Source organism: Bifidobacterium saguini DSM 23967 (genome assembly GCF_000741715.1).
Lineage (GTDB): Bacteria > Actinomycetota > Actinomycetes > Actinomycetales > Bifidobacteriaceae > Bifidobacterium > Bifidobacterium saguini.
The window spans coordinates 12,980-35,729 of sequence record NZ_JGZN01000007.1; the positions used below are offsets into that span (position 1 = coordinate 12,980).

The window sequence follows — 22,750 nt, forward strand, 5'->3', positions numbered from 1 at the left end:
CCTCCCCTATAACGTGCGACAAAGCACGCGAAATACACAAACTATCGAACGAGCATAGTCTAACGTACCTACTTAAAACACCGATGTCTCGAGATTTGTTATCAGACTATACAAATAAACCCCCGCTCACCAATCGGCGATCGGGGGTTTATTACTGAGCTATTTCAGCTCCCCGTAGGACTCTCAGTCCTCGGAGATGGAGCCGCCAGCAGCTTCAATCTTGGACTTTGCGGAAGCCGAAGCCTTCACACCCTTGAGGTTGAAAGCAACGGTGGTCTCGCCTTCGCCCAGAATCTTGACCGGGGCGTTGCCGCGAACGGCACCCTTAGCCGCCAGGTCAGCTGCGGTCACGTCGCCGCCCTCGGGGAAGATCTCCACGAGCTTGGCGATGTTGATGACCTGAGCCTCAACCTTGAACGGGTTCTTGAAGCCACGGAGCTTCGGCAGGCGCATGTACAGCGGCAGCTGGCCACCTTCGAAGCCAGGACGCACATGGTTGCGCTTGGTCTGGCCCTTGGCGCCGCGACCAGCGGTCTTGCCCTTGGAGCCTTCACCGCGGCCCACGCGGGTGCGGTCCTTGTTGGCGCCAGGAGCAGGCTTCAGGTCGTGCATCTGCAGGATTTCGTTATCTGCCATAATCAGTCAACCTCCTCAACGGTGACCAGGTGACGCACGGCGTTCACCAGACCACGGTTAGCCGGGGTGTCCGGACGGACAACGGTCTTGCCGATCTTGTTCAGACCGAGGGTCTTGGCGGTAGCACGCTGAGCCGGGGTACGGTTCACGAGGCCGTGGTGCAGGGTAATCTTCAGGTTCTTAGCCATGATAATCACTCACCGTCCTTCTCTTCGGCAGCCTTGGCAGCAGCCTCTTCACGGGCCTTGCGAGCCTCGGCAATGCCTTCGGCGCGGGCACGCAGCAAGGCGTCAGGAGCGACTTCGTTGAGGGAGAGGCCACGGCGAGCGGCGATCTCCTCCGGCTCCTCAAGCTGCTTGAGGGCGTCCACAGTAGCGCGAACAACGTTCACAGCGGTGGCGGAGCCCATAGACTTGGACAGCACGTCGGTGATGCCGGCGCATTCCATGACGGCGCGCACGGAGCCACCGGCGATTACGCCGGTACCCGGGGCAGCCGGACGCAGCAGAACGGTGCCTGCAGCATCGTGGCCCTGAACCGGGTGGGTGATGGTGCCGCGAACGCGAGGCACAGAGAACATGTGCTTCTTGGCGTCCAGCTGGCCCTTAGCGATGGCGGCCGGGACTTCACGGGACTTGCCGTAGCCGACACCCACGGTGCCGTTACCATCGCCAACCACCACGAGGGCGGCAAAGCTGAAGGTACGACCACCCTTGTGGGTCTTGGACACACGGTTGATGGTCACCACGCGATCGAGCAGTTCGTCGCCGCGGTTTTCTTCACGACGGTTACGACGCTCGCCACGACGGCCTTCACCGCGCTGGCCACGACGACCCTTGCGGTCCTCGTTGTTGGATTCGGTCGCCACAGTGTTCTGAGTTTCTTCAGCCACTTGGGTTTCCTTTGCTTCGTTGTCGCTCACAGTGCAAGACCTCCCTCGCGGGCGCCTTCAGCCACAGCTGCGACGCGACCGGTGTACTTGTTGCCACCGCGGTCGAAGACGACCTCGGTGATGCCGGCAGCCTTGGCCTTGTCAGCGATCAGCTCGCCGACCTTCTTGGCAGCCTCAACCTTGGTGCCCTGGAAGCCGGCGAAGTCGGCCTGCAGGGTGGAAGCGGACACCAAGGTAATGCCCTTGGTATCGTCGACCACCTGGGCAACCATGTGGCGGTTGGAGCGGGTGACCACCAGGCGCGGACGCTCGGCGGTACCGGAGATGCGCTTGCGGATACGTGCGTGACGGCGCTTGAGGGCGACCTTCTTGCCCTTTCCGAGAATTGCAACGCTCATATCACTTACCAGCCTTTCCAGCCTTGCGCAGGATGCGCTCATCGGCGTACTTGACGCCCTTGCCCTTGTAGGGTTCCGGAGCGCGCAGCTTGCGGATGTTGGCGGCAACCTGGCCCACGGCCTGCTTGTCGGTGCCCTCGACGACCACGTGAGTGGGGTCGGTGACCTTCAGCGTGATGCCTTCAGGCGGGTTGACGGTGATGGTGTGGGAGTAGCCGAGGAAGAACTCGATGCCCTGGCCCTTGGCGACGGCACGGTAACCGGTGCCGACGATCTCGAGGGTCTTGGAGTAGCCATCGTGCACGCCCTTGACCATGCTGGCCATGATGGAACGAGCCAGACCGTGCTTTGCACGGGTCGGACGCAGGTCATCAGCCGGGGTAACGATGATCTCGTTGCCTTCAACAGCAGCGGAGACGCCTTCCGGAATCACGTAGGAATCAGAGCCCTTGGCGCCCTTGGCCGAGAAGTTCTGACCTTCAATCTTGACTTCAACGCCAGCAGGAATGGCGATGGGGAGCTTACCAATATGCGATGCCATGTTTCAGCTCTCCTTTCTCACCACACGAAGGCGACAATCTCGCCGCCAATGCCTCGGTCGAGGCATTCCTTCTGAGTCAGCAGTCCCGAGGAAGTCGAGATGATGGCGATGCCCAGGCCACCGAGCGGCATCGGCAGAGAGTCGGACTTCGCGTAACGGCGAAGACCCGGCTTGGAGATGCGCTTGATGCCCTGAATGGAACGCTCACCGTTCGGACCGTACTTGAGGGTGACCTCAAGAGTCTGGCCGACCTTGGCTTCCTTGGCGGTGAAGTCCTTGATGTAGCCTTCACGCTTCAGGATCTCGGCGATGTTCGCTTGAACTTCGAGTACGGCATATCCACGGTTTCGTGCTTGGCCGCGCTCGCGTTACGCAGACGCGTCAGCATGTCTGCGATCGGATCTGTCATTGTCATTTTGGGCTTCATGCCCTTTCTCGCCGTGGTTTCCGCCGCTGTTCCGCCCTCACGGGCGGAACGGGCCGCGGACCTTCAGCGTCGATGTTTACCAACTGGACTTCGTAACTCCGGGCAGCTCGCCGCGGTGAGCCTTCTCACGAAGGCAGATGCGGCACAGGCCGAACTTGCGGTAGACGGAGTGGGGACGACCGCAGACCTGGCAGCGCGTGTAAGCGCGGACCTTGAACTTCGGCTTGCCGGCCGCCTTGTTCTTAAGAGCGGTTTTTGCCATATCAGTTCTCCTTGAAGGGGAAGCCGAGGTGCTTAAGCAGTGCGTAGGCTTCCTTGTCGTCCTTGGTGGAGGTCACAACAGTGATGTCCATACCGCGCACGTGATCGATCGAATCGGGATCGATCTCGTGGAACATGGACTGCTCGGTGAGACCAAAGTTGTAGTTGCCCTGGCCATCGAACTGGTGGCCGTTGATGCCGCGGAAGTCGCGGATACGAGGCAGCGCCAGAGTCAGCAGACGATCCAGGAACTCCCACATACGATCGCCACGCAGGGTGACGTATGCGCCAATGGCCTGGCCTTCACGCAGGTGGAACTGAGCGACAGACTTCTTAGCCTTGGTGATCTTCGGCTTCTGACCGGTGATCAGGGTGAGGTCCTTGACAGCGCCTTCGATGAGCTTGGAGTCGCGAGCTGCGGCACCAACACCCATAGAGACGACGACCTTCTGGACACGAGCGACCTGCATCGGGTTGGAGTACTTGAACTCCTTCTCGAGCTCAGGAATGATCTGCTCGTTGTACTTGACCTTCAAGCGCGGGGTGGCCGGCGCTTCGACAGTGGTATCGGTCATGCCAGCTCCTTTCCGGACTTCTTGGCAACGCGCACACGCACGGTCTTGACCTTGCCGTCACGCGCTTCTTCCTTGATGGTGACACCCACGCGGGTAGGCTGCTTGGTCTCCGGGTCGATGACCATCACGTTGGAGCGATGGATCGGAGCCTCGGTGGCCACGATGCCAGCCTGCTGACCCTGCTGGGTAGCACGCACATGCTTCTTGACGATCTGAACGCCTTCAACGATCAGTCGGTCGTTGGAGAGCACCTGCTTGACGGTGCCTTCCTTACCACGGTCCTTGCCGCGGATGACCTTGACCAGATCGCCGCTCTTAATCTTGGCTACCATGTCAGATCACCTCCGGGGCGAGGGACACGATCTTCATGAACTTGTGCTCACGCAGTTCACGACCAACCGGTCCGAAGATACGAGTGCCCTTCGGTTCACGGCCGGAGCCGAGAATAACGGCAGCGTTCTCGTCGAACTTGATGTAGGAACCGTCCGCACGACGGGATTCCTTGACAGTACGGACGACGACAGCCTTCACCACATCGCCCTTCTTGACCGACCCGCCAGGAATGGCGTCCTTGACGGAGGCGACGATCACGTCGCCGATGCCGGCATAGCGTCGCTTCGATCCGCCGAGCACTCGGATGGCGAGGAGTTCCTTCGCACCCGTGTTGTCGGCGACATGAAGCCGCGTTTCCTGCTGAATCATTGATTCTCCTTAGCCGAGCTGGTTCTCCCCATTTACCGGGGCACTTTGGTTTCCCGTAGTGCCCCGGTAAATGGCGAGCCTTGCCGAACTTTACTTACTTAGCGCGCTCGATAATGCTTTCGAGACGCCAGCGCTTGGTCTTGCTCAGAGGCCGAGTCTCCATAATACTCACGAGGTCGCCAATGTGGGCGTCGTTGTGTTCATCATGGGCCTTGACCTTGCTGGTGGAACGAACGACCTTGCCGTACAGCGGGTGGGTCGAACGCTGCTCGAGCTCGACGGTAATCGTCTTGTCCATCTTATCGGACACGACGTAGCCGCGGCGAACCTTACGGAAGTTACGCTCTTCAGCCATAATCACTTCTCCTTGGATTCGGTAGCGGCCGGCTCCTGGCTGATGCCAAGCTCACGCTCACGAAGCACAGTGTACATGCGAGCAATGTCACGCTTGACAGCCTTGAGACGGGCGGTGTTGTCGAGCTGACCGGTCGCGTGCTGGAAGCGCAGGTTGAACAGCTCTTCCTTGGACTTCTTGAGGAAGTCTTCGATCTCCGCGTTGGTCTTCTCGTTCAGATTCTTGATGGAGTATTCAGCGGTACCGTTAGCCATCAGATGTCACCACCTTCACGTGCGATAATGCGGCACTTCATCGGGAGCTTGTCGATGGCGCGACGCAGAGCTTCCTTGGCAATGTCATCAGACACGCCACCGATTTCGAACATCACGCGACCAGGGCGAATGTTCGCAATCCAGAACTCCGGGGCACCCTTACCGGAACCCATTCGGGCGCCGAGAGCGTGCTTGGTCAGCGGACGGTCCGGGAAGATCGTGATCCACACGCGGCCACCACGCTTGATATAGCGGGTCATGGCGATACGTGCAGCTTCGATCTGGCGGTTGGTCACGTAAGCCGGGGCAAGAGCCTGGATACCGAAATCACCGAAGTTGATCTCGTTGCCGCCCTTGGACATGCCAGAACGCACGGGGCGGTGCTGCTTGCGGTACTTAGTCCTCTTGGGGATAAGCATTCTTGCTCACTCCTTCGTTTCTGCTGCAGGAGCGGCCTCGGCTGCAGGAGCCTCAGCCTTGGCTGCGGACTGCTGCTGGGCGGCAGAACGGTTGCCACGGCGCGGACGGCGATCGCCGCGACGGCCCGGGCGGTTGTTCTGCTGAGCCTGCTGCTCTTCGAACTCGGATTCGGTCATGTCGCCCTTGTAGATCCACACCTTGACGCCGATGCGGCCGTAGGTGGTACGAGCCTCAAAGAAGCCGTAATCGATGAGGGCGCGGAGGGTCTGCAGCGGAACGCGGCCCTCGCGGTAGAACTCGGAACGGCTCATTTCCGCACCGCCGAGGCGGCCGGAGAGCTTGATGCGGATACCCTTGGCACCAGCGTGCATGGCGTCCTGCTGAGCCTTGCGCATTGCACGGCGGAAGGTGACGCGGTTGGTCAGCTGCTCTGCGATGCCCTGAGCGACGAGCTGGGCATCCAGCGCGGCGTTCTTGACTTCGAAGATGTTGAGCTGAACCTGCTTGCCGGTCATCTTCTCGAGCTTGGCGCGAACCTTCTCAGCTTCGGCGCCACGGCGGCCAATCACAATGCCCGGACGGGCGGTGTGAATGTCCACGCGAACGCGGTCACGAGTACGCTCGATTACGATCTTGCTCACGCCAGCGCGCTCGAGGTCCTTGTTCATCTCCTTGCGGATCTGATCATCTTCCAGGACGAAGTCGCGGTAGCGTTCGCCGGCCTTGTTGGAGTCGGAGAACCACTTGGAGCGGTGGTTCTCAGTGATGCCCAGACGGTAGCCAAACGGATTGATCTTCTGACCCATCTTTAGCGGGCTCCTTCCTTGTTAGCCACGACGACCGTGATGTGGGAGGTGCGCTTGTTGATGCGAGCTGCACGGCCCTGAGCACGAGCGCGGAAGCGCTTGAGGGTCACGCCTTCATCAACGTAGGTCTCCTTGATGTACAGGTCGTTCTCGCGGAACGGCTCACCGGCCTTGTCGGCCTTCACACGAGCGTTGGAGATGGCGCTCTCCAGGGTCTTGCGAACCGGCAGGGCTGCAGACTGGGGGGCGAACTTCAAAATGGTGACGGCTTCGGTCGCCTTCTTGCCGCGGATGAGGTCGACCATGCGGCGAGCCTTGCGCGGCGTCACGCGGACGTGACGAGCGATTGCTTTAGCTTCCATGTTCTATTCCTTATCCTTTAGCGGCGGGCCTTCTTGTCGTCCTTCACGTGACCCTTGAAGGTCTTCGTGGGGGCGAACTCACCCAGCTTGTGACCAACCATGGCTTCGGTGACGAACACCGGCACATGCTTGCGACCATCATGAACGGCGAAGGTGTGTCCGATGAAATCAGGGGTAATCATCGAACGACGGGACCAAGTCTTAATGACGTTCTTGGTGCCCTTCTCGTTCTGCTCGTCGACTTTCTTCTGCAAGTGGGCGTCGACGAAGGGGCCCTTCTTGATGCTACGAGTCATCTTCTCGATACTCCCTTACTTGCGGTTCTTGCCAGACGGACGACGACGAACAATCATCTTGTTCGAAGCCTTCTTCGGACGACGAGTACGAACCTCGCCCTTGCCCCACGGGGAAACCGGCGGCTTGCCACCGCGGGTACGACCGCCGTGCGGGTGGTCAACCGGGTTCATGGACTCACCACGGGTAATCGGACGGTGGCCGATCCAACGAGCGCGGCCAGCCTTGCCGAGCTGGATGTTGGCGTGATCCTCATTGCCGACTTCGCCGACGGTTGCACGGCAGCGAGCATCGACGTTGCGGATTTCGCCGGACGGCATACGCAGCTGAGCGTAAGCGCCATCCTTAGCGACGAGCTGCACGGAAGCGCCAGCGGAGCGGGCGATCTTAGCGCCACCCAGTGGCTTCAGCTCAATGTTGTGGACCACGGTACCGGTCGGGATGTTGGCCAGCGGCAGGTTGTTGCCCGGCTTGATATCAGCCTGGGCACCGGTCTCGATGACGTCGCCCTGCTTGATGCCCTTCGGTGCGATGATGTAGCGCTTCTCGCCATCTGCGAAGTGCAGGAGGGCGATACGAGCGGAACGGTTCGGATCGTATTCGATCTCAGCAACCTTTGCGGGCACGCCGTCCTTGTCCCAACGCTTGAAGTCGATGAGACGGTACTGGCGCTTGTGACCACCGCCGCGATGGCGGGAGGTGATACGGCCGTAAGAGTTACGACCGCCGGTCTTGGACTTCTTGCGAACCAGCGACTTCTCAGGCGTGGAACGCGTCAAATCGGAGAAATCCGAAACGGACGCGTTGCGGCGGCCTGCAGTCGTCGGCTTGTAAACGCGGATAGCCATAATGTAGTTCTTCCTTTAACTTTTCTCGGCTAGCCTTCAGTTGCCAAAGATGTCGATCGTCTGGCCCTCGGCAACGGTCACGATGGCGCGCTTCTGGGAAGCACGCTGGCCGAAACCAGTGCGGGTGCGCTGCTTCTTGCCGGCGCGGTTGAGGGTGTTGACGTTCGTCACCTTGACCTTGAAGATCTCTTCAATTGCCTGCTTGATCTGAACCTTGTTCGCATCCTTGGCCACCACGAAGGTGTACTGGCCACGATCGGAAGCAGCGTAGCTCTTCTCGGAGACGACGGGCTTCAGGATCACGTCGTATGCGGGCTTGTGAATAGCGACCATCTAAATCAGGCCTCCTTCGGCTCGGTCTTAGCAGCCACGAAAGCTTCGAAAGCTTCCTTGGTGAAGACCACGTACTGAGCGGTAACCACATCGTACGTGTTGAGCTGATCGACGAAAATCGGGTGAACGGTCGGGATGTTACGCACGGACATCCACTCGTTGATGTTGTCGCGAGTGAACACAACCGTGGCGAACTTGTCCGAAGTGACCGGGGTCAGAGCGGCAAGAGCTGCCTTGGTGGACGGGGTATCGGTGATGCCGAAGTCCACAACGGCAACGCGGCCGGCGTTGGCGCGGTCGGAAAGCACGTAGCGCAGAGCTGCGGCCTTCATCTTCTTCGGGGTGCGCTGAGAGTAGTCGCGCGGCTGCGGACCGAACACGGTGCCGCCGTGGTACCACTGCGGGGCGCGGATGGAGCCCTGGCGAGCACGACCGGTGCCCTTCTGCTTCCACGGCTTCTTGCCGCCGCCGGAAACCATGCCACGAGTCTTGGTGGCGTGGGTGCCCTGGCGAGCAGCAGCGAGCTGAGCGATAACGACCTGGTGAATCAGCGGGACGTGAGCCTGCACGTCCTCAGCGGAAACGCCGAAGATCTCAGCAGGAGCTTCAACGGTACCAGCGGCCTGGCCCTTGGCGTCAGTGACGTTCAGAGTAACGTTTGCCATGGTTTATCAGGCTCCCTTCACTGCCGAACGGACGAGAACGATGCCGCCCTTTGGGCCCGGAATGGCGCCCTTGATGGCGAGAATGCCGTTCTCCACATCGGCGGAGACAACAGTCAGGTTCTGGGTGGTGGCGGTCACATGACCCATGCGGCCAGCCATACGCTTGCCCTTGAGAATGCGGCTCGGGGTAGCGCATGCGCCCACAGAGCCAGGACGGCGCTCGTTCTTGTGAGAGCCGTGAGAACGACGGTAGGACTTGAAGCCCCAACGCTTGATGGTGCCGGCGAAGCCCTTACCCTTGGTGGTGCCGGTAACATCGACTTCTGCACCCTCAGCGAACACTTCGGCGGTCAGCTCCTGGCCGGCCTCGAACTGATCGACATCGTCGGTACGCACCTCAACGAGGTGACGACGAGGGGTGACACCAGCCTTGGCGAAGTGGCCGGCGAGCGGCTTGGTCACCTTGGTCGGGTCGATGGCGCCGTAACCGAGCTGGACAGCCTTGTAGCCGTCGGTCTCCTCGGTCTTAACGGCGGTCACCACGTTGGTGGACACGTCGACGAGAGTAACGGGCACGAAGAAGCCGTTCTCGTCCCACACCTGGGACATGCCGAGCTTCTTGCCCAGCAGAGCCTTGCGATTAGACATAATGCTTCCTCCTCCCTTTACAGCTTGATCTCGATGTTGACGTCTGCAGGCAGATCGATGTGCATCAGAGAATCCACGGCCTTAGGGGTCGGGTCTACGATGTCAATGAGGCGCTTGTGAGTGCGCATCTCGAAGTGCTCGCGAGAATCCTTGTACTTGTGAGGAGAACGAATAACAACAAAAACGTTCTTCTCAGTCGGCAGCGGAACGGGGCCAACCACAGTTGCGCCCGCGTTCGTCACCGTTTCGACGATTTTCTTCGCCGATTGGTCGATGACCTCATGGTCATAGGACTTAAGCCTGATGCGGATTTTCTGTCCCGCCATTGCCGTCCGCCCTTTCTAGCGATATTCGTTGTACTGTTTACCAACCTGCTTCTTCAGGGCACCGGCGCGCATGGCCTCCCTTGGACATACGTCCTCTGGCGGTCATCCGACATCAGTGCGCGGCTTCTGGTCTACACCCTGCGGTGTTTTCTCCAGCCCGCGCTCGCTTTTTTTAATTCCAATTTGCGAGCCCAAATCAGGCAACTTGTTTATTGAACCATTGAGCCGGGACTAAATCTCCGCTTTGGCATTTCGGCGTGTTGCCGCCGTCTTCCATCCATATTTGGCTCATATGGTTATGGGCCCGGCCTCTTCATTGTTGTTAGCCATTGGCTCGCACCGAGTCAGTTCTATTTGCTGCTCTCGTCTACAGTATTGCAGCAATACTTGATACCTTTATATTCATGAGCGAACAGCCATCCCCATGCCCTAGGCCTCACGATTCCGGCCGGCAGGTCGATACATCATCATCAGGCAATATCCAGATCCAGCCCAATGCTCACATCCATGCTTCTGGCTCACGACAACAACGGAGTCGGAAAACCACTCGTCGTGGCTGGATTCCTGACCAGCCGGGTGCCTGGGTGATGGCTTTGGCTCCCGCACTCGCCGGCGCAATATATGGTTCAGTATGGTCAGTGATCAAACCGGATGCCTCCATGACGGCAGCCGGCTGGTTGGTGCTGATCTGCTGGGTATTGTGCTATTGCGTGGAATTCACCGCTGCACGCTGGCTGAAGTCTCACTGCAACGCACGCTATTTGCCTCCTGTTATCGGCTATTGCATCACGCTTATAGTGGTGGGACTGCCTTTCCTGATCATGCACATCGATATCTTGGTATGGGCACCTCTATATACAGTATTGGCGGCGGTCTCGTTTGCCGGTGCATGGTTCCGCCGTGAACGATCACTCTGGGCCAATGCCGCAGCAGTGATTGCAGCCAGCCTGATGGCGACGATCACACTTCACTATGCCGCGAACTCGCCAAGTATTCCACAGGTGTCGCTTCCAGGCTTGGTACTGTCGCTTTGCTTTGCCGCAACCCAGTTCGGCTCGGTGTTGTTTGTGAAGACGATGATTCGAGAACGCGGCAAACGCTCCTATGTTGTTACTTCCTGGGTGTGGCATGTCGCTCTGCTGGCTTGGTGGATTGCAGCCGCAAACCAGAACCTGTTTCTAGTGATATTAGGGTTGATTCTGCTCGCACGCGCCATTGCGTTGCCTTTGATTGCTCGGCATCAACAGGTCCGACCTGTGATCGTCGGTATTACGGAGTGCTTCACCAGTTTGGTCGCGTTCGGTTGCATCCTCGGTAATGCGCTGACTGTTATATGAGCGTTTCTCAATAATATGAGAAAGCCCGTCCGGAATGGACGGGCTTTCTTCTAACTGCTAGGCAATCGACATTGCCTTATGCACGATCAGACGCGCTCGGAGGCTTCCTCAGTAGCGGCTTCGCCTTCACGCTCTACGCGAATCTGGTGGCCTTCGGCCTGAGAGACGCCGTAGTAAGCAGCGATGGCGATGTCCTTCATGTCGTTGATCAGCGGGATACGCGGGTTGGCCGGGGTGCACTGATCCTCGTAGGCGCGCATACCAATCTGGTCGAGTACGCTCCAGAAGTAGTCCTCATCCACACCGCAATCCTTGAAGCTCTTGTTCATGCCGAGCTTGTTGTCACGGTAGTCTTCGACTGCCTTCGCCAGGTTCTCCACAGCTTCGGCCGGCGTCTTGCCGGTGTCGATGCCGAGGTTGCGGGCGATGTCCTGATAACGCTCCGGAGCAATGTACTTGTTGTACTTCGGCCAAGAGGTGGGCTCCTCCGGAATCTGGCCGTTGTAACGAATCACATACGGCAGCAGGATGGAGTTGGTGCGGCCGTGAGCGATGTGGCACAGAGCACCGATGGTGTGGGCCATGCCGTGGCACATGCCAAGGAACGCGGAACCGAATGCCATGCCTGCCATGGTGGCGGCGTTGTGCATCTTCTCCTGTGCGTTGGTCTTGGCCAGACCCGGCTCGCCGTTGACGGACTCAGCCAGGTTGTCCCAGATGAGCTTGGCTGCGTGCAGTGCCATGCCGTCGGTGAAGTCGTTGGCATACACGGACACATAAGCCTCGAAGCTGTGGGTCAGGGCGTCGAAGCCGGCGTCGGAGGCCAGCTTGCGCGGCTGGGTGCGGGCCAGCACCGGATCGACGATGGCCACGGACGGAGTCAGGGCATAGTCGGTGATCGGGTACTTGTAGCCGGTCTTGTGGTCGGTGATCACAGCGAACGGCGTGACTTCGGAACCGGTGCCGGAGGAGGTCGGGATGCACACGAGCTTGGCCTTCTTGCCCAGCGGCGGAATCTTGAAGGCGCGCTTGCGGATATCGAAGAACTTCTCACGCACATCGGAGAAGGCGATTTCCGGGTGCTCGTAGAGCAGCCACATGATCTTGGAGGCATCCATCGGGGAGCCGCCGCCGACTGCGATGATGGTGTCCGGCTCGAACTCCTCGCGCATCATCTCAGCGCCCTTTTCGACGGTCTCGACGGAGGGCTCCGGCTCGACGTAGTCGATGATGCGGAAGGTCACACGGTTGGAGCGGGCGCGCAGCTGGTCGATGATCTTGTCGACGATGCCGAGCTGTTCCATGACCTTATCGCACACGATGACGGCCTTCTCGATGCCGTACATGTCGCGCAGGTACTTGATGGCGTTCGGCTCGAAGTAGGTCTTCGGCGGGATCTTGAACCACTGCATGTTGTTGTTCCTCCGAGCAATACGCTTGATGTTAACGAGGTTCACGGCCTGAACGTTGCCGGACACCGAGTTGCCGCCGTAGGAGCCGCAGCCCAGGGTCAGGGACGGGGCGATTGCGTTGTAGATATCGCCGATGCCGCCGAGGGAGGAAGGCTGGTTCCAGATGATGCGGCAGGCGTGCATGCGAACGCCGTATTCGCGCACGAGCTCCTGGTTGTTGGTGTGGATGGCGGCGGTGTGGCCTGCACCCAGCTTGAGCATCTTCTCGCACATTTCGAAGGCCTGTTCCTTGTTGTCGGCCTTCAGCACGGCCTGAACAGGAGCGAGCTTCTCGTGGGTCAGCGGCTCGTCGTCAGAGACTTCCTTGCACTCAGCGGCCAGAATGGTGGCGTCGGCCGGGATTTCGAAGCCAGCTGCCTTGGCGATGAACTGCGGGGACTTGCCCGGCACTACGGAGTTGAGCTTCGGCATCTGGCCGGAACCGGCGGTGCAACCAAACATGTACTGCTCGAGCTTGGCCTTTTCTTCGGCGTTCACGAAGTAAGCCTTGCGCAGTTTCAGTTCCTTGATCAGTGGAGCGTAGACGTCCTTGTGAGCAATGATGGCCTGCTCGGTGGCGCAGATCATACCGTAATCAAAGTGCTTGGAGAGCACGAGATCGTTGGCGGCACGCACGATGTCCACATCGGAATCGACATAGGCCGGTGCGTTGCCGGCGCCCACGCCGAGGGCGGGCTTGCCGGAGGAGTATGCGGCCTTCACCATGCCGGGACCGCCTGTGGCGAGGATGGTGGCCACGCCCGGGTGCTTCATCAAGGCGCCGGTGGCCTCGATGGACGGGTGCTCGATCCACTGGATACAGTTCTCAGGAGCACCTGCTGCGATGGCGGCATCGCGCACAATCTTGGCGGCCTCGACGGAGCACTTCTGTGCGCCGGGGTGGAAGCCGAAGACAATCGGGCAGCGGGTCTTCAAGGCAATCAGGGACTTGAAGATTGCGGTGGAGGTCGGGTTGGTGACCGGGGTGACGCCGGCGACGACGCCGACCGGTTCGGCCACTTCGTCAATGCCCATGACGTCATCTTCACGGATGATGCCCACGGTCTTCTGGCCGGCGAGGTAGTTGGTGACGTGCTCGCAGGCAAAGATGTTCTTGGTGGCCTTATCTTCCACGAGACCACGGCCGGTCTCGTCCACGGCCATCTTGGCCAGCACTAGGTGCTTGTTCAGAGCGGCGATGGACGCCTTGGCGACGATGCGATCGACCTGCTTCTGATCCAGCTCCTCAAAGGCGACCAGTGCCTTCTGCGCCTTCTCGACCAGTGCGTTGACCTCGGCTTCTGCCGCGGCCATCTTCTCTTCGGGGGTCGGCTTAGCTGCTTCGACCTTCTTTGCTTCTGCCAATGTAAGTCCTCCTCGATCTAACTTGGGGTGTTTGGCAAAGTATTCTGTTGTGTCACATTCGCTGTGACCTGAGTCACAATATACCGAAGGTCAATAGACTCCGCATACGCACAAAGCTAACGGCGTTTCATGTTCGATATTGAATATTTTATGTTATTTGCTGTTACATTTAGTGCACAATATCTAACATTATTACCCTACAGGACTCTTTTTGTTCTTTTTTTGGGAGAACTAACACCCCAAAAAGAACATCAAGGACGAAACTTTTAACAAGATGCTTACTGAAAGTCAAGGACGAGAGTAGATTTATTAAAAAGTGCTTTAAATAAGTACTCGAAATCCTTTGTCCCACATACCTTTCACACATACCAACGCACCATTCAACATAAAACTGCTTTTCTCAAGTACAATCGCATACATCACACCAATGGAGGTTGATCATGAGAGCGATGCCGTCGACAGCGTTGAAAGCTCATAATCGTAATGCCATGACGCAATACCTGTATGCGCACAAGCACGCCACCAAGCAAGAGCTTGAAAGAGAACTCGGATTGAGTCTTCCCACCATAACTCAAAATCTTCGTTTTCTGGAGAATGACGGAATCATTCGAAAAGGAAATCTTCAAGACTCAACGGGCGGGCGTAAAGCCCAAAGTTACGAATTCAATGCAGACAATCATACTTCCGTTGGCGTCGTCATGAAGGATGACGAACTGCATATGTGCTCCATTAACCTTTACGGGAAAATCATCGAAGAAGAAAGCCACGCCATTCCCTATCGCAATGCTAATGCATATTATCAGCGCATAGGTGGCATCATCGATAATTTTGCCGACAAAACAGAGAAAAAACATGGAAAGGTACTGGGCGTTGCTTTTGCCATCCAAGGAATCCTCTCCCCAGACGGCAGGACCATTACCTTCGGCACCATCATGGGAAATACCGGGCTGACGCTGGATACGATATGCCAATCCATTCATCATCCCTGTATGATGATTCACGATTCAGACGCATCAGCCATGACAGAATTATGGTTTGATCACACCCTGACTGACGCCGTATGCGTCTATCTGGAAAGGCGTCCCGGCGGAGCCGTTATCGTTAACGGCAAGCTTTATCAGGGGCCAAATCAATGCAACGGCACAATCGAGCATATGATACTAGTGCCCAACGGACGCCAGTGTTATTGCGGTCAGCGAGGATGCATGGATATGTATTGTTCCCTGGAAACGTTGCCAGAAGACTACGAAAGTATACCAGGATTCTTCAGCGTACTGGAGCAAGGAGAGCGTCATCACCGCGAACGTATGGATGAATGGCTTGATTACGTCACACAGGCTATCGTAAATGCGCGAACTATTATTGCCGGCGATGTAATTATCGGAGGCGAAGCCGCAAAACATCTTGCAGAGGATGACATCGAAACGCTGAAATCGAGAATCATACAGCGCAGTCCATTTGGAACTGAACACTTCACACTAAGAAAAAGCTATTGTACCGATAACCAAAACATAATTGGTGCTGCGTTACGATTTGTCGAACTGTATTTGAGTGATATCTGCGGAGTGACAGAACAAGTATAATGTAAGATTATCAGCAAAAACGAAAGCTTACTTTTTTAAAAAAGTGGGTTGGTTCGAATATTGGAGATACTCGAACCACCCCACTTACGTTAATTTGGATATGCTATTCAACAATCTGACAAAACTCAATAGTTTCCGCATTCGGGCCATAAATATTAAAATAGCGAATGCCTTTATCCCAGAATGAAGGAATCGATTGAATCTCATCATCTTTTAGCTCCAGACCAAGAGCTTTGGCATTTTCAAATGCAGCTTCGATATCAGGAGTATTAAGAGCCCAGTGATTAATTGCTCCTGTGGTCATGGGAGCAGGATCCCCTTCCCAAGTCTCAATAGTCAAATGACCATAGCGGAGAAAAGCACAACGATTCTCACCATTATGGAACAATCCAACCAGTTCAAATCCAATCACGTTAGTGTAAAATTCGATGGTCTCATCAAGATCTTTCGCCGGCATCCCAGAGTGTTGGAAATCCGTCGTGAATAATGTCATCGGACTAGTCATAATCCATGTTCTCCTTTGAACTATTGCATGAATAATTATTGTAATACATCACAGTCCTACACATTCATAGGCAAGAGCTGCATATAGCATTCTTAGTGCTATTAAGTAATTCGGTCGCCGGGAAAAGGGAAAGACCGGCGACCAAGTCTGGTTGTTACTTGCCGACCTTGACGACAGCCTTGGATACGCCCTTGATCTTGCCATCAAGGAAGTCCTGAACCTCCTCGAGCTCAAGTTCATGGCTGATGAGCGGGGCTACGTTCATCTTGCCGGATTCAAGCAGGCTGATGGCGTCCTTGAAGGTGAGCGGGTTGATGAAGGAGCCCTGAATGGTCAGCTGCTTCTTGTAGATGTCGTAGGTGTTCATTTCGAAGTGCGCCTCCTGCGGGCCGACACCGAACATCAGCACCTGCGCGCCCTTCTTGGCTGCAGCCACGGCCTGCGCCTGGGTCTGCGGCAGTCCAACGGCTTCGATGATGACGTCGTAGGAATCAGCGGGGATGGCCTCACGAGTGGTGTTGTAGATGTTCTTGACGCCGAAGAGCTCCTGATTGCGCTTGAGCTTCTCGTCGAAGATGCCTGCAAGGTCCACCTGATGCACACCGTAGGCCTGAACGATCTGAGCGAACAGCTGCCCCATGAAGCCATCGCCAATCACCAGCGCCTTCTGGTAGGGGCGCAACTTGAGCAAATCCACGCCGTGCACGGCGCAGGAAATCGGCTCAATAGCGGCGGCATCCTTCAGGGAGACGTTGTTAGGAAGCTTATAGACCACAGTTGCGGGAGCGGTGAACTGCTCGGCAAGGCCGCCATCGCGGGTAACGCCTACCGCGGAGAGATGATCGCACAGCTCAGGGCGCTGAGTGAGGCAGTATTCGCACTGGCCACAGTAGATGTTTGGATCGACGGCGACGCGATCGCCAGGCTTGACATTGGTGACCTCGGAACCGACAGCGGCGACGACACCGGAGTTCTCGTGGCCCAGCACGATAGGTGGCACTGCCGCGGCAGAACCCGGACGCCCGGCATACAGGTCGTGATCAGTACCGCACACGCCGGCATAGGCGGTGTTGATCAGCACTTCATTGGGTGCGATTTGTGGGGTAGGCAGGTCCTGAATTTCGAATTCCTTGACGCCGGTGAGCACGAGAGCCTTCATGACAGGTCCTTTCGGTACATATGAGCCTCAAGCAACTACGTTGTTCTGAGGCAAGCGATGCAATCCACTTTCGGATTGATGCTTTAATCATACCATTTAAAAATCATTTAAACAAATCCTTTTTTTAAAAGTTTTTCTTCGAATGGTGGCTGAGTAATACAATCACCACTCAGCCACCAAACTCTCATATGTAATCAGCCAACAATCGACCATGGAGCTAAATAACTGGCATAAGATACAGCAACGCACGCACTTATGGCAATCACTACGGCAACAGCAAGCACTGCCGGCCAAGGTGAATCATTCCGCATCATCCGCTTCCTTTAATCAACTGTGATTTGAATCTTCACGTCTTCTGGACGTCCTTCTGCGACACGATCAAATGCATCCTTGGCATGATCCATATCAAAAACACCAGAAATGAAAGGCTTCAAATCAATTCTTCCGGCTGCCACCAAATCAATGGCTTTCTGGTATACGTTGGCATAGCGGAACACATTTTCAATACGGGTCTCTCTGGCCTGTACCTCAGTGATATCCATAGGAACCACGCCGTCCGCAGGAATTCCAACGATGACCGTAACGTTGCCCGGCGCCCCCAATTTCCATAAATTATCGTATGCTTTTAAATTTCCAGAACACTCAAAGACACGATCCGCACCCCATCCATCAGTTTCCTCTGCAATGCGCTGCTGAAGGTCTTCCTTCTTGATATCCACAGGAATCGCACCTGGAATCTTGCTGGCAAGAGCTAGCTTGACATCGGAAACATCAGAGATAAGAACTTTAGAGCATCCGCCCGCCATTGCAGCAGCTGCAACCATTAAACCGATAGTGCCCGCCCCTACAACTACGGCAACGTCGCCAGGCTTAATATCAGCTTTTGTCGCCGACCACATGCCCACAGCAAGTGGCTCAAGAAGAGCGCCTTCCCCATAACTCACATTTTCGGGAAGTTTATACGTAAATGCAGCAGGGTGGATAACTTCCTCGCATAGGCAGCCATCCACCGGAGGCGTGGCAAAGAAACGAACGGCGGGATCGATGTTATACAAACCAAGTTTGACCGCTTTGGAATTCATATCCGGAATACCTGGCTCCATAGCAACACGGTCGCCCACTTTAAAGCCTGTTACATCAGGCCCAACTTCGAGCACAGTTCCGGAAGCCTCATGACCTAGAATCATCGGTTGCTCAACGATATATTTGCCAACACGCCCATGTGTGTAATAATGCAAATCCGAACCACAAATTCCTACTGTATGTGGTGCAATACGAAGTTCACCTGGACCAGGTGCAGGAACATCTGGAACCTGGCGCACATTAATTACGTCCTTACGTTCAAGCACTACCGCTTTCATAATTTCCTCCTTGGAACTATTCGTCCGACGTCATCGTCGTATTTTTTAGCGTATGAGCTAATGCGTGCTTATTCCTATACTGAGGTACCCAAAATGTGTACTTTTATGATGAATATTTAAAATAAAGCCTTATTGAAGTATAGATTTCAACTCTGCCAGTAGACTCCAAGAGCGATGATTGACCATCATTGCAATATTCACTTACATCAGCCTTCATCGGTGCCTACGTCGGTATTCCGAAGGTGTCATACCCGTCTCCTGCCGAAATCTTCGATTAAAGTTAGCAGTATTCACATAGCCACATTCCTCTTGAATACGTGCAATTCCAAAGTTGGTGGAGTCTAACAATCTACATGCCTTAGCGATGCGCAATCTTCGTACCATATTGGAAAAGCTCACACCCGCAGCCTGTTTGAAAAATCTTGAAAAAGCCGGTCCGCTCATCGATATTTCTTGAGCGACTCTTTGCAGAGACATCTCTTCAGATAAATGTTCCCCTATATATGACAGGACAGCATTAATTCGATCTTCACTGCCGGAAGTCACATTACAGCTATACCCAGGCGTCACCACGCAAGACCACTCATCAGGGGGAGCATCTACAAATACTTGCAGTAAGTATAATAGAGACGCCAAGCGGCTCAGTCCTGCACAGGTACCCATCTCACTTAATATCCTCGCCGCTTTTGCAGCCGACGGACCATCAAGCACAACTGCACGTTCTGATCGGCGAAGCAAACCATATAAAGATGACGCTTCCGGAAATACACGAATCAATGAGTTCAGGCGATTAGGATGAATTTGACATAGCACATCTCTCTCGGGCTGCGTTTGTCCTACATCTAAATCAGAAATCCAATTATGGGGAACATTGGGACCAAGCATAAATACCTGCCCCTCATGGAAAGGAACCATTGCATCGCCCGCCATCATAAAACCTGTTCCCTCTCGGATAAGATGAATCTCAATTTCAGGATGATGATGCCACCGGGCCAACGACGATGGATAGCCATGCTCGGACCAACGAATTGCCTCATCGCATTCTGACACTATTACTTCAAGTGTTCCTTTTTCCTTGCCACTTATCATAAAAAAATCACCATCAATCGCGATGTTGTTTCCTATATTCAGAAGGAGTAACTCCGACTTCTTTCAAAAAACTACGATTGAAATTGGCCGCGTTGGGATACCCAACTTCTTTTCGAATTTGCGCGATACTTAAACCTGTAGAAACAAGCAGACGGCAAGCTTTAGAAATCCTCAGCCTAGTCACCAATTCAGAAAAACGCATACCTGATGCCGCATGGAAAAAACGCGAAAACGCATTAGGATGCATTACCACAATTTTTGCGACATCCTGCACAGTAATATCATCACCTAAATGCTCATTGATGTATGAAATAACAGTATTAATTCTGCCTGTGGTATCGAAACGCGTATTTGGCGCATAATTACCGTTAAGGACCATGCTCCATTCATCATCTGGCGCTTGAGCAAATATCGCTAATATGGACATTAAATCCACAAACCGATCAGTTTCTCCATGCTGCCCCATTGACTCCATTATTTTCGCAACACGCCTGCGCGACTCGCCTCGCAAAATAATCACACGATTAGATCGACTTATCAAGCGTCTAAAAGGAAGAGTCTCGGGGAATTGCACACTCAACGCTTCCACTTGTTCATCGCTAAAATGACAGAAGATATCACGATGGTTTAAGCGCTCTCCAGCTTCGATATCAGAAATCCAGTTGTGAGGAACATTCCTGCCAATCATCGACACTTGTCCTGGAATAAACGGAAGCAGAGTATCTCCAACCATCATTTGACCGAAGCCCTGACGAATCAAGTGAATCTCTATCTCATCATGATGATGCCAACGCGCAAGTTCCGAAGGATATCCATGTTCGGCCCAACGTATAGATGCATTGTGAAGGGGTTCCATGAATTCAAATTCGCCGGTATTGAATTTTGCAATCATGCACCCCCCTTTCAAAAAGCAGAAAAATGGAAGCGGCCACAGACCCATTCAGGACAGTGGCCGCTCACGCCACAGCGAATTAACGCCGACTAGATTGTTTTGGTTAGGTTGTGGTGTTGGTTGTTGCGGGCGTAGACGGGGATGACGTCGAGCGGTGCGTCGGCGTTGGTTCGTGTGCCGCCCGGGTGAGTGGTTCCGTCGTGGAGGTTGGTCCAGGTGGTATCGGGGCCGCCGGGCAGGTAGACGGTCCTGCTGGTGGCCCCGGCACGGGTGACGGGGGCGACGAGCAGGTCGGGGCCGAACATGTATTCGTCGTTGATGTCGGCCGCGTCGGGGTCGTCGGGGAATTCGTAGAAGAGGCCGCGCACGAGGGGCTGGCCTTCGGTGTGGGCCTGGTCGAACAGTTCGCGCGTGTAGGGGCGCATGGCCTCGCGTATGCGGATGTATTTGACGAGGATGCGTTCGACGTCCTCGCCCATACTCCAGGGTTCGTTGTCGGCTCCGGAGTAGAAGCGCGGGGTGCCGTCCTTGGCGCGTACCATCTCCTTGAGGGCGCCCTCCTCGTAGAGGATGGCCTCGTGGGCCTTGTCGAGCGGGGTCATCTGGTCGCGAGTGTGTTCCGGGGCCGCGAGGCTGCGGTTGCCGTGGTTGCGCATGACGGGCAGGAAGCAGGAGAACTGGGCCCAGCGGATGAACAGCTCGCGGAACTCCTCGGATTCGATGTCGCCGTTGTGGAACCCGCCCATGTCGGTGGTGAACCAGGGGATGCCGGCCATGCCCATGTGGATGGCGCAGGTGATCTGGGCCTTCAGGTCCCTGAACGTGGAGCCGACGTCGCCGCTCCATACCAGGGCCCCGTATCTTTGGGAGCCGGCCCACGCGCAGCGGGTCAGGTTGACGATCTCGCCTTCGCGTCCCATGTCCCGCTGGCCCTCGTAGAAGCCCCTGTTGTACTCGACCGGGTAGATGTTGCCCACCTGTTCGTTCGGGCCGGCGTGGTAGCGCCAGTTCTCGAAGTCGTAGGACCCGTATTCGGGTTCGGCCTCGTCGAGCCAGAACGCGTCGACGCCGAGGTCGGCGTAGTTCCTCCTACACTTGTCCCACACGTATTCGCGGGTGGCGGGGTTGGTGGCGTCGATGAACGTGCACGGCTCCCAGGCCATCATGGCGATGTCCTCGCCACGTTCGGGGCGGACGAGCAGGTTGCGCGACTTGAGCTCGACGTAGTTCTCGCTGGTGAGCGCGACCTGGGGCCATACGGAGACCATGAGCTTGACGCCCATGGCGTGCAGTTCGTCGCACATGGCCTTCGGGTCGGGCCAGAACTCGTCCTCGAACCGGAAGTCGCCCATGCGCGGCCAGTGGAAGAAGTCGATGACGACGAGGTCCAGGGGGATGCCGCGGCGTTTGAACCCCCGCACGGTCTCGAGCAGCTGCTCCTGGTTCCAGTAGCGCAGCTTGCACTGCCAGAAGCCGAGTCCCCATTCGGGCATGACGGGCGCGTGGCCGGTCGCATCGGCGTACTGGCGTTCGATCTGGGCCGGCGTGCCGCCCGCGGTCACCCAATAGTCCAGCTGGCGGCTCGAACGGGCGTTCCACCTGGTCTGGTTGGCCGCGAAGTCGACCTGCCCGATGGCCGGGTTGTTCCACAGGAACCCGTATCCCGCGGAGGAGACCACGAACGGCACCGACGCCTGGGAGTTGCGGTGCGCGAGCTCGAGCGTGCACCCCTTCAGGTCGAGCGTGTCCTGCTGGTACTCGCCCATGCCGTACAGGTGCTCGTCCTTCGGGGCGAGGAACGACACGGTCACGTCGTGATCGCCGCCTGTGATGGGCCTGTAGGTGCGGGCCCTGAGGTTCAGGGAGCCGCCCTCGCCGGTCTCCTCGAACAGGAGCGTGCCGTCCTTGCGGTGGAAGGAAAGCCGGCAGACGAACGCCTCGTACCCCTGGCATCCGTTCCACCAGTGGCGGGCCCGGGCCTTGACGACGATCTCGCCGTTCGTGACGGTGGCCGTGTCGGCCTCCCCGTCGATGTCGATGCTGAAGCCCTCGGGGTCGGGCCTCTCGCGCAGGGCCCACGCCGTGTCGTCGACCGGGTGCATGCGCGCCGAACGCACGCGCACGCTGTTGGCGCCCCACGGCTCGATCCTCAGGTACTCGCCGTCACCGGTCCACAGCAACGCGGTACCGTCCCCGGACAAGGTGAATTGCGTCATTTTTCGTTCTCCTTATCGTTTGATGCCCATGACGTCGTCGTCATGGCTT

The 22,750-nt window shown here is 56.5% G+C and carries 29 protein-coding genes and 1 pseudogene; 2 read left to right on the forward strand and 28 right to left on the reverse strand.

Annotated features, from left to right (window positions below):
- Positions 1-183: 183 nt before the first annotated feature.
- The 21 genes and pseudogenes from rplO to rpsJ all read right to left on the reverse strand — a co-directional run bounded on the left by rplO (position 184) and on the right by rpsJ (position 9,743).
- Positions 184-636: a 50S ribosomal protein L15 gene (gene rplO, locus BISA_RS04555; RefSeq protein WP_034534735.1), complete on the reverse strand. Its 453-nt coding sequence runs from the start codon at positions 634-636 to the stop codon at positions 184-186.
- A gap of 2 nt (positions 637-638) precedes the next feature.
- Positions 639-824, reverse strand: a complete 186-nt coding sequence (gene rpmD, locus BISA_RS04560) for a 50S ribosomal protein L30 (protein ID WP_033890761.1) — start codon at positions 822-824, stop codon at positions 639-641.
- A 5-nt stretch (positions 825-829) separates the two neighbouring features.
- Positions 830-1,558 carry a 30S ribosomal protein S5 gene (gene rpsE, locus BISA_RS11920; protein WP_034534734.1) on the reverse strand — a complete coding sequence of 243 codons (729 nt, stop codon included), beginning with the start codon at positions 1,556-1,558 and terminating at the stop codon, positions 830-832.
- Entirely contained in the window at positions 1,555-1,926 is a 372-nt protein-coding gene (gene rplR / locus BISA_RS04570; protein ID WP_033890505.1) for a 50S ribosomal protein L18, read from the reverse strand. The genes rpsE and rplR overlap by 4 nt, the downstream gene beginning before the upstream one ends.
- 1 nt (position 1,927) lies before the next feature.
- Positions 1,928-2,467, reverse strand: a complete 540-nt coding sequence (gene rplF, locus BISA_RS04575; protein ID WP_033890506.1) for a 50S ribosomal protein L6 — start codon at positions 2,465-2,467, stop codon at positions 1,928-1,930.
- 17 nt (positions 2,468-2,484) lie between these two features.
- Positions 2,485-2,882: pseudogene (gene rpsH, locus BISA_RS04580) on the reverse strand (30S ribosomal protein S8).
- An 88-nt stretch (positions 2,883-2,970) separates the two neighbouring features.
- Entirely contained in the window at positions 2,971-3,156 is a 186-nt protein-coding gene (locus BISA_RS04585) for a type Z 30S ribosomal protein S14 (protein ID WP_003814530.1), read from the reverse strand.
- Between the two features lies 1 nt (position 3,157).
- Positions 3,158-3,730 carry a 50S ribosomal protein L5 gene (gene rplE, locus BISA_RS04590; protein WP_007053039.1) on the reverse strand — a complete coding sequence of 191 codons (573 nt, stop codon included), beginning with the start codon at positions 3,728-3,730 and terminating at the stop codon, positions 3,158-3,160.
- Positions 3,727-4,062: a 50S ribosomal protein L24 gene (gene rplX / locus BISA_RS04595; protein ID WP_033890508.1), complete on the reverse strand. Its 336-nt coding sequence runs from the start codon at positions 4,060-4,062 to the stop codon at positions 3,727-3,729. The genes rplE and rplX overlap by 4 nt, the downstream gene beginning before the upstream one ends.
- 1 nt (position 4,063) lies before the next feature.
- Positions 4,064-4,432 carry a 50S ribosomal protein L14 gene (rplN, locus tag BISA_RS04600; RefSeq protein WP_003829893.1) on the reverse strand — a complete coding sequence of 123 codons (369 nt, stop codon included), beginning with the start codon at positions 4,430-4,432 and terminating at the stop codon, positions 4,064-4,066.
- A gap of 94 nt (positions 4,433-4,526) precedes the next feature.
- A complete protein-coding gene (gene rpsQ / locus BISA_RS04605; protein WP_007055338.1) occupies positions 4,527-4,787 on the reverse strand; it encodes a 30S ribosomal protein S17 in 261 nt (86 codons plus the stop codon).
- 2 nt (positions 4,788-4,789) lie between these two features.
- Entirely contained in the window at positions 4,790-5,041 is a 252-nt protein-coding gene (gene rpmC / locus BISA_RS04610) for a 50S ribosomal protein L29 (protein WP_033890510.1), read from the reverse strand.
- Entirely contained in the window at positions 5,041-5,460 is a 420-nt protein-coding gene (gene rplP / locus BISA_RS04615; RefSeq protein WP_033890511.1) for a 50S ribosomal protein L16, read from the reverse strand. Before rplP ends, rpmC begins: the two co-directional genes overlap by 1 nt.
- 6 nt (positions 5,461-5,466) lie before the next feature.
- Entirely contained in the window at positions 5,467-6,267 is an 801-nt protein-coding gene (gene rpsC, locus BISA_RS04620; protein ID WP_033890513.1) for a 30S ribosomal protein S3, read from the reverse strand.
- A 2-nt stretch (positions 6,268-6,269) separates the two neighbouring features.
- Positions 6,270-6,629, reverse strand: coding sequence for a 50S ribosomal protein L22 (gene rplV / locus BISA_RS04625; protein WP_033890515.1), 360 nt, complete (start codon positions 6,627-6,629; stop codon positions 6,270-6,272).
- A 17-nt stretch (positions 6,630-6,646) separates the two neighbouring features.
- Entirely contained in the window at positions 6,647-6,925 is a 279-nt protein-coding gene (gene rpsS / locus BISA_RS04630; RefSeq protein ID WP_003814508.1) for a 30S ribosomal protein S19, read from the reverse strand.
- 15 nt (positions 6,926-6,940) lie between these two features.
- The gene (gene rplB, locus BISA_RS04635) at positions 6,941-7,771 is read right to left on the reverse strand and encodes a 50S ribosomal protein L2 (protein ID WP_033890516.1); all 831 of its coding nucleotides are present in this window, start codon (positions 7,769-7,771) and stop codon (positions 6,941-6,943) included.
- Between the two features lie 36 nt (positions 7,772-7,807).
- On the reverse strand, positions 7,808-8,104 hold the full coding sequence (rplW, locus tag BISA_RS04640; RefSeq protein ID WP_033890518.1) for a 50S ribosomal protein L23: 297 nt from the start codon (positions 8,102-8,104) through the stop codon (positions 7,808-7,810).
- Positions 8,105-8,109: 5 nt separating this feature from the next.
- Positions 8,110-8,769 (reverse strand): 50S ribosomal protein L4, encoded by a 660-nt coding sequence (gene rplD, locus BISA_RS04645; protein WP_033890519.1) that lies wholly within the window; start codon positions 8,767-8,769, stop codon positions 8,110-8,112.
- A gap of 6 nt (positions 8,770-8,775) precedes the next feature.
- Positions 8,776-9,417, reverse strand: a complete 642-nt coding sequence (gene rplC, locus BISA_RS04650; protein ID WP_033890520.1) for a 50S ribosomal protein L3 — start codon at positions 9,415-9,417, stop codon at positions 8,776-8,778.
- 17 nt (positions 9,418-9,434) lie between these two features.
- Positions 9,435-9,743 carry a 30S ribosomal protein S10 gene (gene rpsJ / locus BISA_RS04655; RefSeq protein ID WP_003808013.1) on the reverse strand — a complete coding sequence of 103 codons (309 nt, stop codon included), beginning with the start codon at positions 9,741-9,743 and terminating at the stop codon, positions 9,435-9,437.
- A 329-nt stretch (positions 9,744-10,072) separates the two neighbouring features.
- On the opposite strand from rpsJ, the gene BISA_RS04660 reads away from it, so the two are divergent.
- On the forward strand, positions 10,073-11,080 hold the full coding sequence (locus BISA_RS04660) for a YwiC-like family protein (protein WP_237746092.1): 1,008 nt from the start codon (positions 10,073-10,075) through the stop codon (positions 11,078-11,080).
- Positions 11,081-11,166: 86 nt separating this feature from the next.
- On the opposite strand, the gene adhE is transcribed toward BISA_RS04660, so the two are convergent.
- Positions 11,167-13,896, reverse strand: coding sequence for a bifunctional acetaldehyde-CoA/alcohol dehydrogenase (adhE, locus tag BISA_RS04665; protein ID WP_033890522.1), 2,730 nt, complete (start codon positions 13,894-13,896; stop codon positions 11,167-11,169).
- 440 nt (positions 13,897-14,336) lie between these two features.
- Between adhE and BISA_RS04670 the strand changes: the two genes are divergently transcribed.
- Entirely contained in the window at positions 14,337-15,479 is a 1,143-nt protein-coding gene (locus BISA_RS04670; protein ID WP_152597152.1) for an ROK family transcriptional regulator, read from the forward strand.
- A 103-nt stretch (positions 15,480-15,582) separates the two neighbouring features.
- Here BISA_RS04670 and BISA_RS04675 read toward each other — a convergent pair whose 3' ends face one another.
- The 6 genes from BISA_RS04675 to BISA_RS04695 all read right to left on the reverse strand — a co-directional run bounded on the left by BISA_RS04675 (position 15,583) and on the right by BISA_RS04695 (position 22,701).
- Positions 15,583-15,984, reverse strand: a complete 402-nt coding sequence (locus tag BISA_RS04675) for a VOC family protein (protein ID WP_033890523.1) — start codon at positions 15,982-15,984, stop codon at positions 15,583-15,585.
- A 154-nt stretch (positions 15,985-16,138) separates the two neighbouring features.
- Positions 16,139-17,143 carry a zinc-dependent alcohol dehydrogenase family protein gene (locus BISA_RS04680; protein WP_033890524.1) on the reverse strand — a complete coding sequence of 335 codons (1,005 nt, stop codon included), beginning with the start codon at positions 17,141-17,143 and terminating at the stop codon, positions 16,139-16,141.
- Positions 17,144-17,466: 323 nt separating this feature from the next.
- Positions 17,467-18,504 carry an NAD(P)-dependent alcohol dehydrogenase gene (locus BISA_RS04685; protein WP_033890525.1) on the reverse strand — a complete coding sequence of 346 codons (1,038 nt, stop codon included), beginning with the start codon at positions 18,502-18,504 and terminating at the stop codon, positions 17,467-17,469.
- A 213-nt stretch (positions 18,505-18,717) separates the two neighbouring features.
- Positions 18,718-19,593 carry a helix-turn-helix domain-containing protein gene (locus tag BISA_RS12500; protein WP_081890009.1) on the reverse strand — a complete coding sequence of 292 codons (876 nt, stop codon included), beginning with the start codon at positions 19,591-19,593 and terminating at the stop codon, positions 18,718-18,720.
- Between the two features lie 13 nt (positions 19,594-19,606).
- On the reverse strand, positions 19,607-20,485 hold the full coding sequence (locus tag BISA_RS04690) for a helix-turn-helix domain-containing protein (protein WP_051917341.1): 879 nt from the start codon (positions 20,483-20,485) through the stop codon (positions 19,607-19,609).
- 89 nt (positions 20,486-20,574) lie between these two features.
- A complete protein-coding gene (locus BISA_RS04695) occupies positions 20,575-22,701 on the reverse strand; it encodes a TIM-barrel domain-containing protein (protein WP_033890527.1) in 2,127 nt (708 codons plus the stop codon).
- Positions 22,702-22,750: the final 49 nt, after the last annotated feature.

Coding starts and splice junctions, on each gene's coding strand:
- rplC (WP_033890520.1), bottom strand. CDS start 9,417: ATGTCTAATCGCAAGGCTCTGCTGGGCAAGAAGCTCGGCATGTCCCAG.
- rplB (WP_033890516.1), bottom strand. CDS start 7,771: ATGGCTATCCGCGTTTACAAGCCGACGACTGCAGGCCGCCGCAACGCG.
- BISA_RS04680 (WP_033890524.1), bottom strand. CDS start 17,143: ATGAAGGCTCTCGTGCTCACCGGCGTCAAGGAATTCGAAATTCAGGAC.
- rplE (WP_007053039.1), bottom strand. CDS start 3,730: ATGACCGATACCACTGTCGAAGCGCCGGCCACCCCGCGCTTGAAGGTC.
- rplV (WP_033890515.1), bottom strand. CDS start 6,629: ATGGAAGCTAAAGCAATCGCTCGTCACGTCCGCGTGACGCCGCGCAAG.
- rplP (WP_033890511.1), bottom strand. CDS start 5,460: ATGCTTATCCCCAAGAGGACTAAGTACCGCAAGCAGCACCGCCCCGTG.
- rplF (WP_033890506.1), bottom strand. CDS start 2,467: ATGGCATCGCATATTGGTAAGCTCCCCATCGCCATTCCTGCTGGCGTT.
- BISA_RS04670 (WP_152597152.1), top strand. CDS start 14,337: ATGAGAGCGATGCCGTCGACAGCGTTGAAAGCTCATAATCGTAATGCC.
- BISA_RS04695 (WP_033890527.1), bottom strand. CDS start 22,701: ATGACGCAATTCACCTTGTCCGGGGACGGTACCGCGTTGCTGTGGACC.
- rplD (WP_033890519.1), bottom strand. CDS start 8,769: ATGGCAAACGTTACTCTGAACGTCACTGACGCCAAGGGCCAGGCCGCT.
- rplR (WP_033890505.1), bottom strand. CDS start 1,926: ATGAGCGTTGCAATTCTCGGAAAGGGCAAGAAGGTCGCCCTCAAGCGC.
- BISA_RS04690 (WP_051917341.1), bottom strand. CDS start 20,485: ATGATTGCAAAATTCAATACCGGCGAATTTGAATTCATGGAACCCCTT.
- rplX (WP_033890508.1), bottom strand. CDS start 4,062: ATGGTAGCCAAGATTAAGAGCGGCGATCTGGTCAAGGTCATCCGCGGC.
- rpmC (WP_033890510.1), bottom strand. CDS start 5,041: ATGGCTAACGGTACCGCTGAATACTCCATCAAGAATCTGAACGAGAAG.
- BISA_RS04685 (WP_033890525.1), bottom strand. CDS start 18,504: ATGAAAGCGGTAGTGCTTGAACGTAAGGACGTAATTAATGTGCGCCAG.
- BISA_RS12500 (WP_081890009.1), bottom strand. CDS start 19,593: ATGATAAGTGGCAAGGAAAAAGGAACACTTGAAGTAATAGTGTCAGAA.
- rpsC (WP_033890513.1), bottom strand. CDS start 6,267: ATGGGTCAGAAGATCAATCCGTTTGGCTACCGTCTGGGCATCACTGAG.
- BISA_RS04675 (WP_033890523.1), bottom strand. CDS start 15,984: ATGACTAGTCCGATGACATTATTCACGACGGATTTCCAACACTCTGGG.
- BISA_RS04585 (WP_003814530.1), bottom strand. CDS start 3,156: ATGGCAAAAACCGCTCTTAAGAACAAGGCGGCCGGCAAGCCGAAGTTC.
- rpsQ (WP_007055338.1), bottom strand. CDS start 4,787: ATGGCTGAAGAGCGTAACTTCCGTAAGGTTCGCCGCGGCTACGTCGTG.
- rplO (WP_034534735.1), bottom strand. CDS start 636: ATGGCAGATAACGAAATCCTGCAGATGCACGACCTGAAGCCTGCTCCT.
- rplW (WP_033890518.1), bottom strand. CDS start 8,104: ATGGTCGCTATTCACAAGCCCGCATACGACGTGATCCTGAAGCCCGTC.
- rpsS (WP_003814508.1), bottom strand. CDS start 6,925: ATGACTCGTAGCATCAAGAAGGGCCCCTTCGTCGACGCCCACTTGCAG.
- rpsJ (WP_003808013.1), bottom strand. CDS start 9,743: ATGGCGGGACAGAAAATCCGCATCAGGCTTAAGTCCTATGACCATGAG.
- rpmD (WP_033890761.1), bottom strand. CDS start 824: ATGGCTAAGAACCTGAAGATTACCCTGCACCACGGCCTCGTGAACCGT.
- rplN (WP_003829893.1), bottom strand. CDS start 4,432: ATGATTCAGCAGGAAACGCGGCTTCATGTCGCCGACAACACGGGTGCG.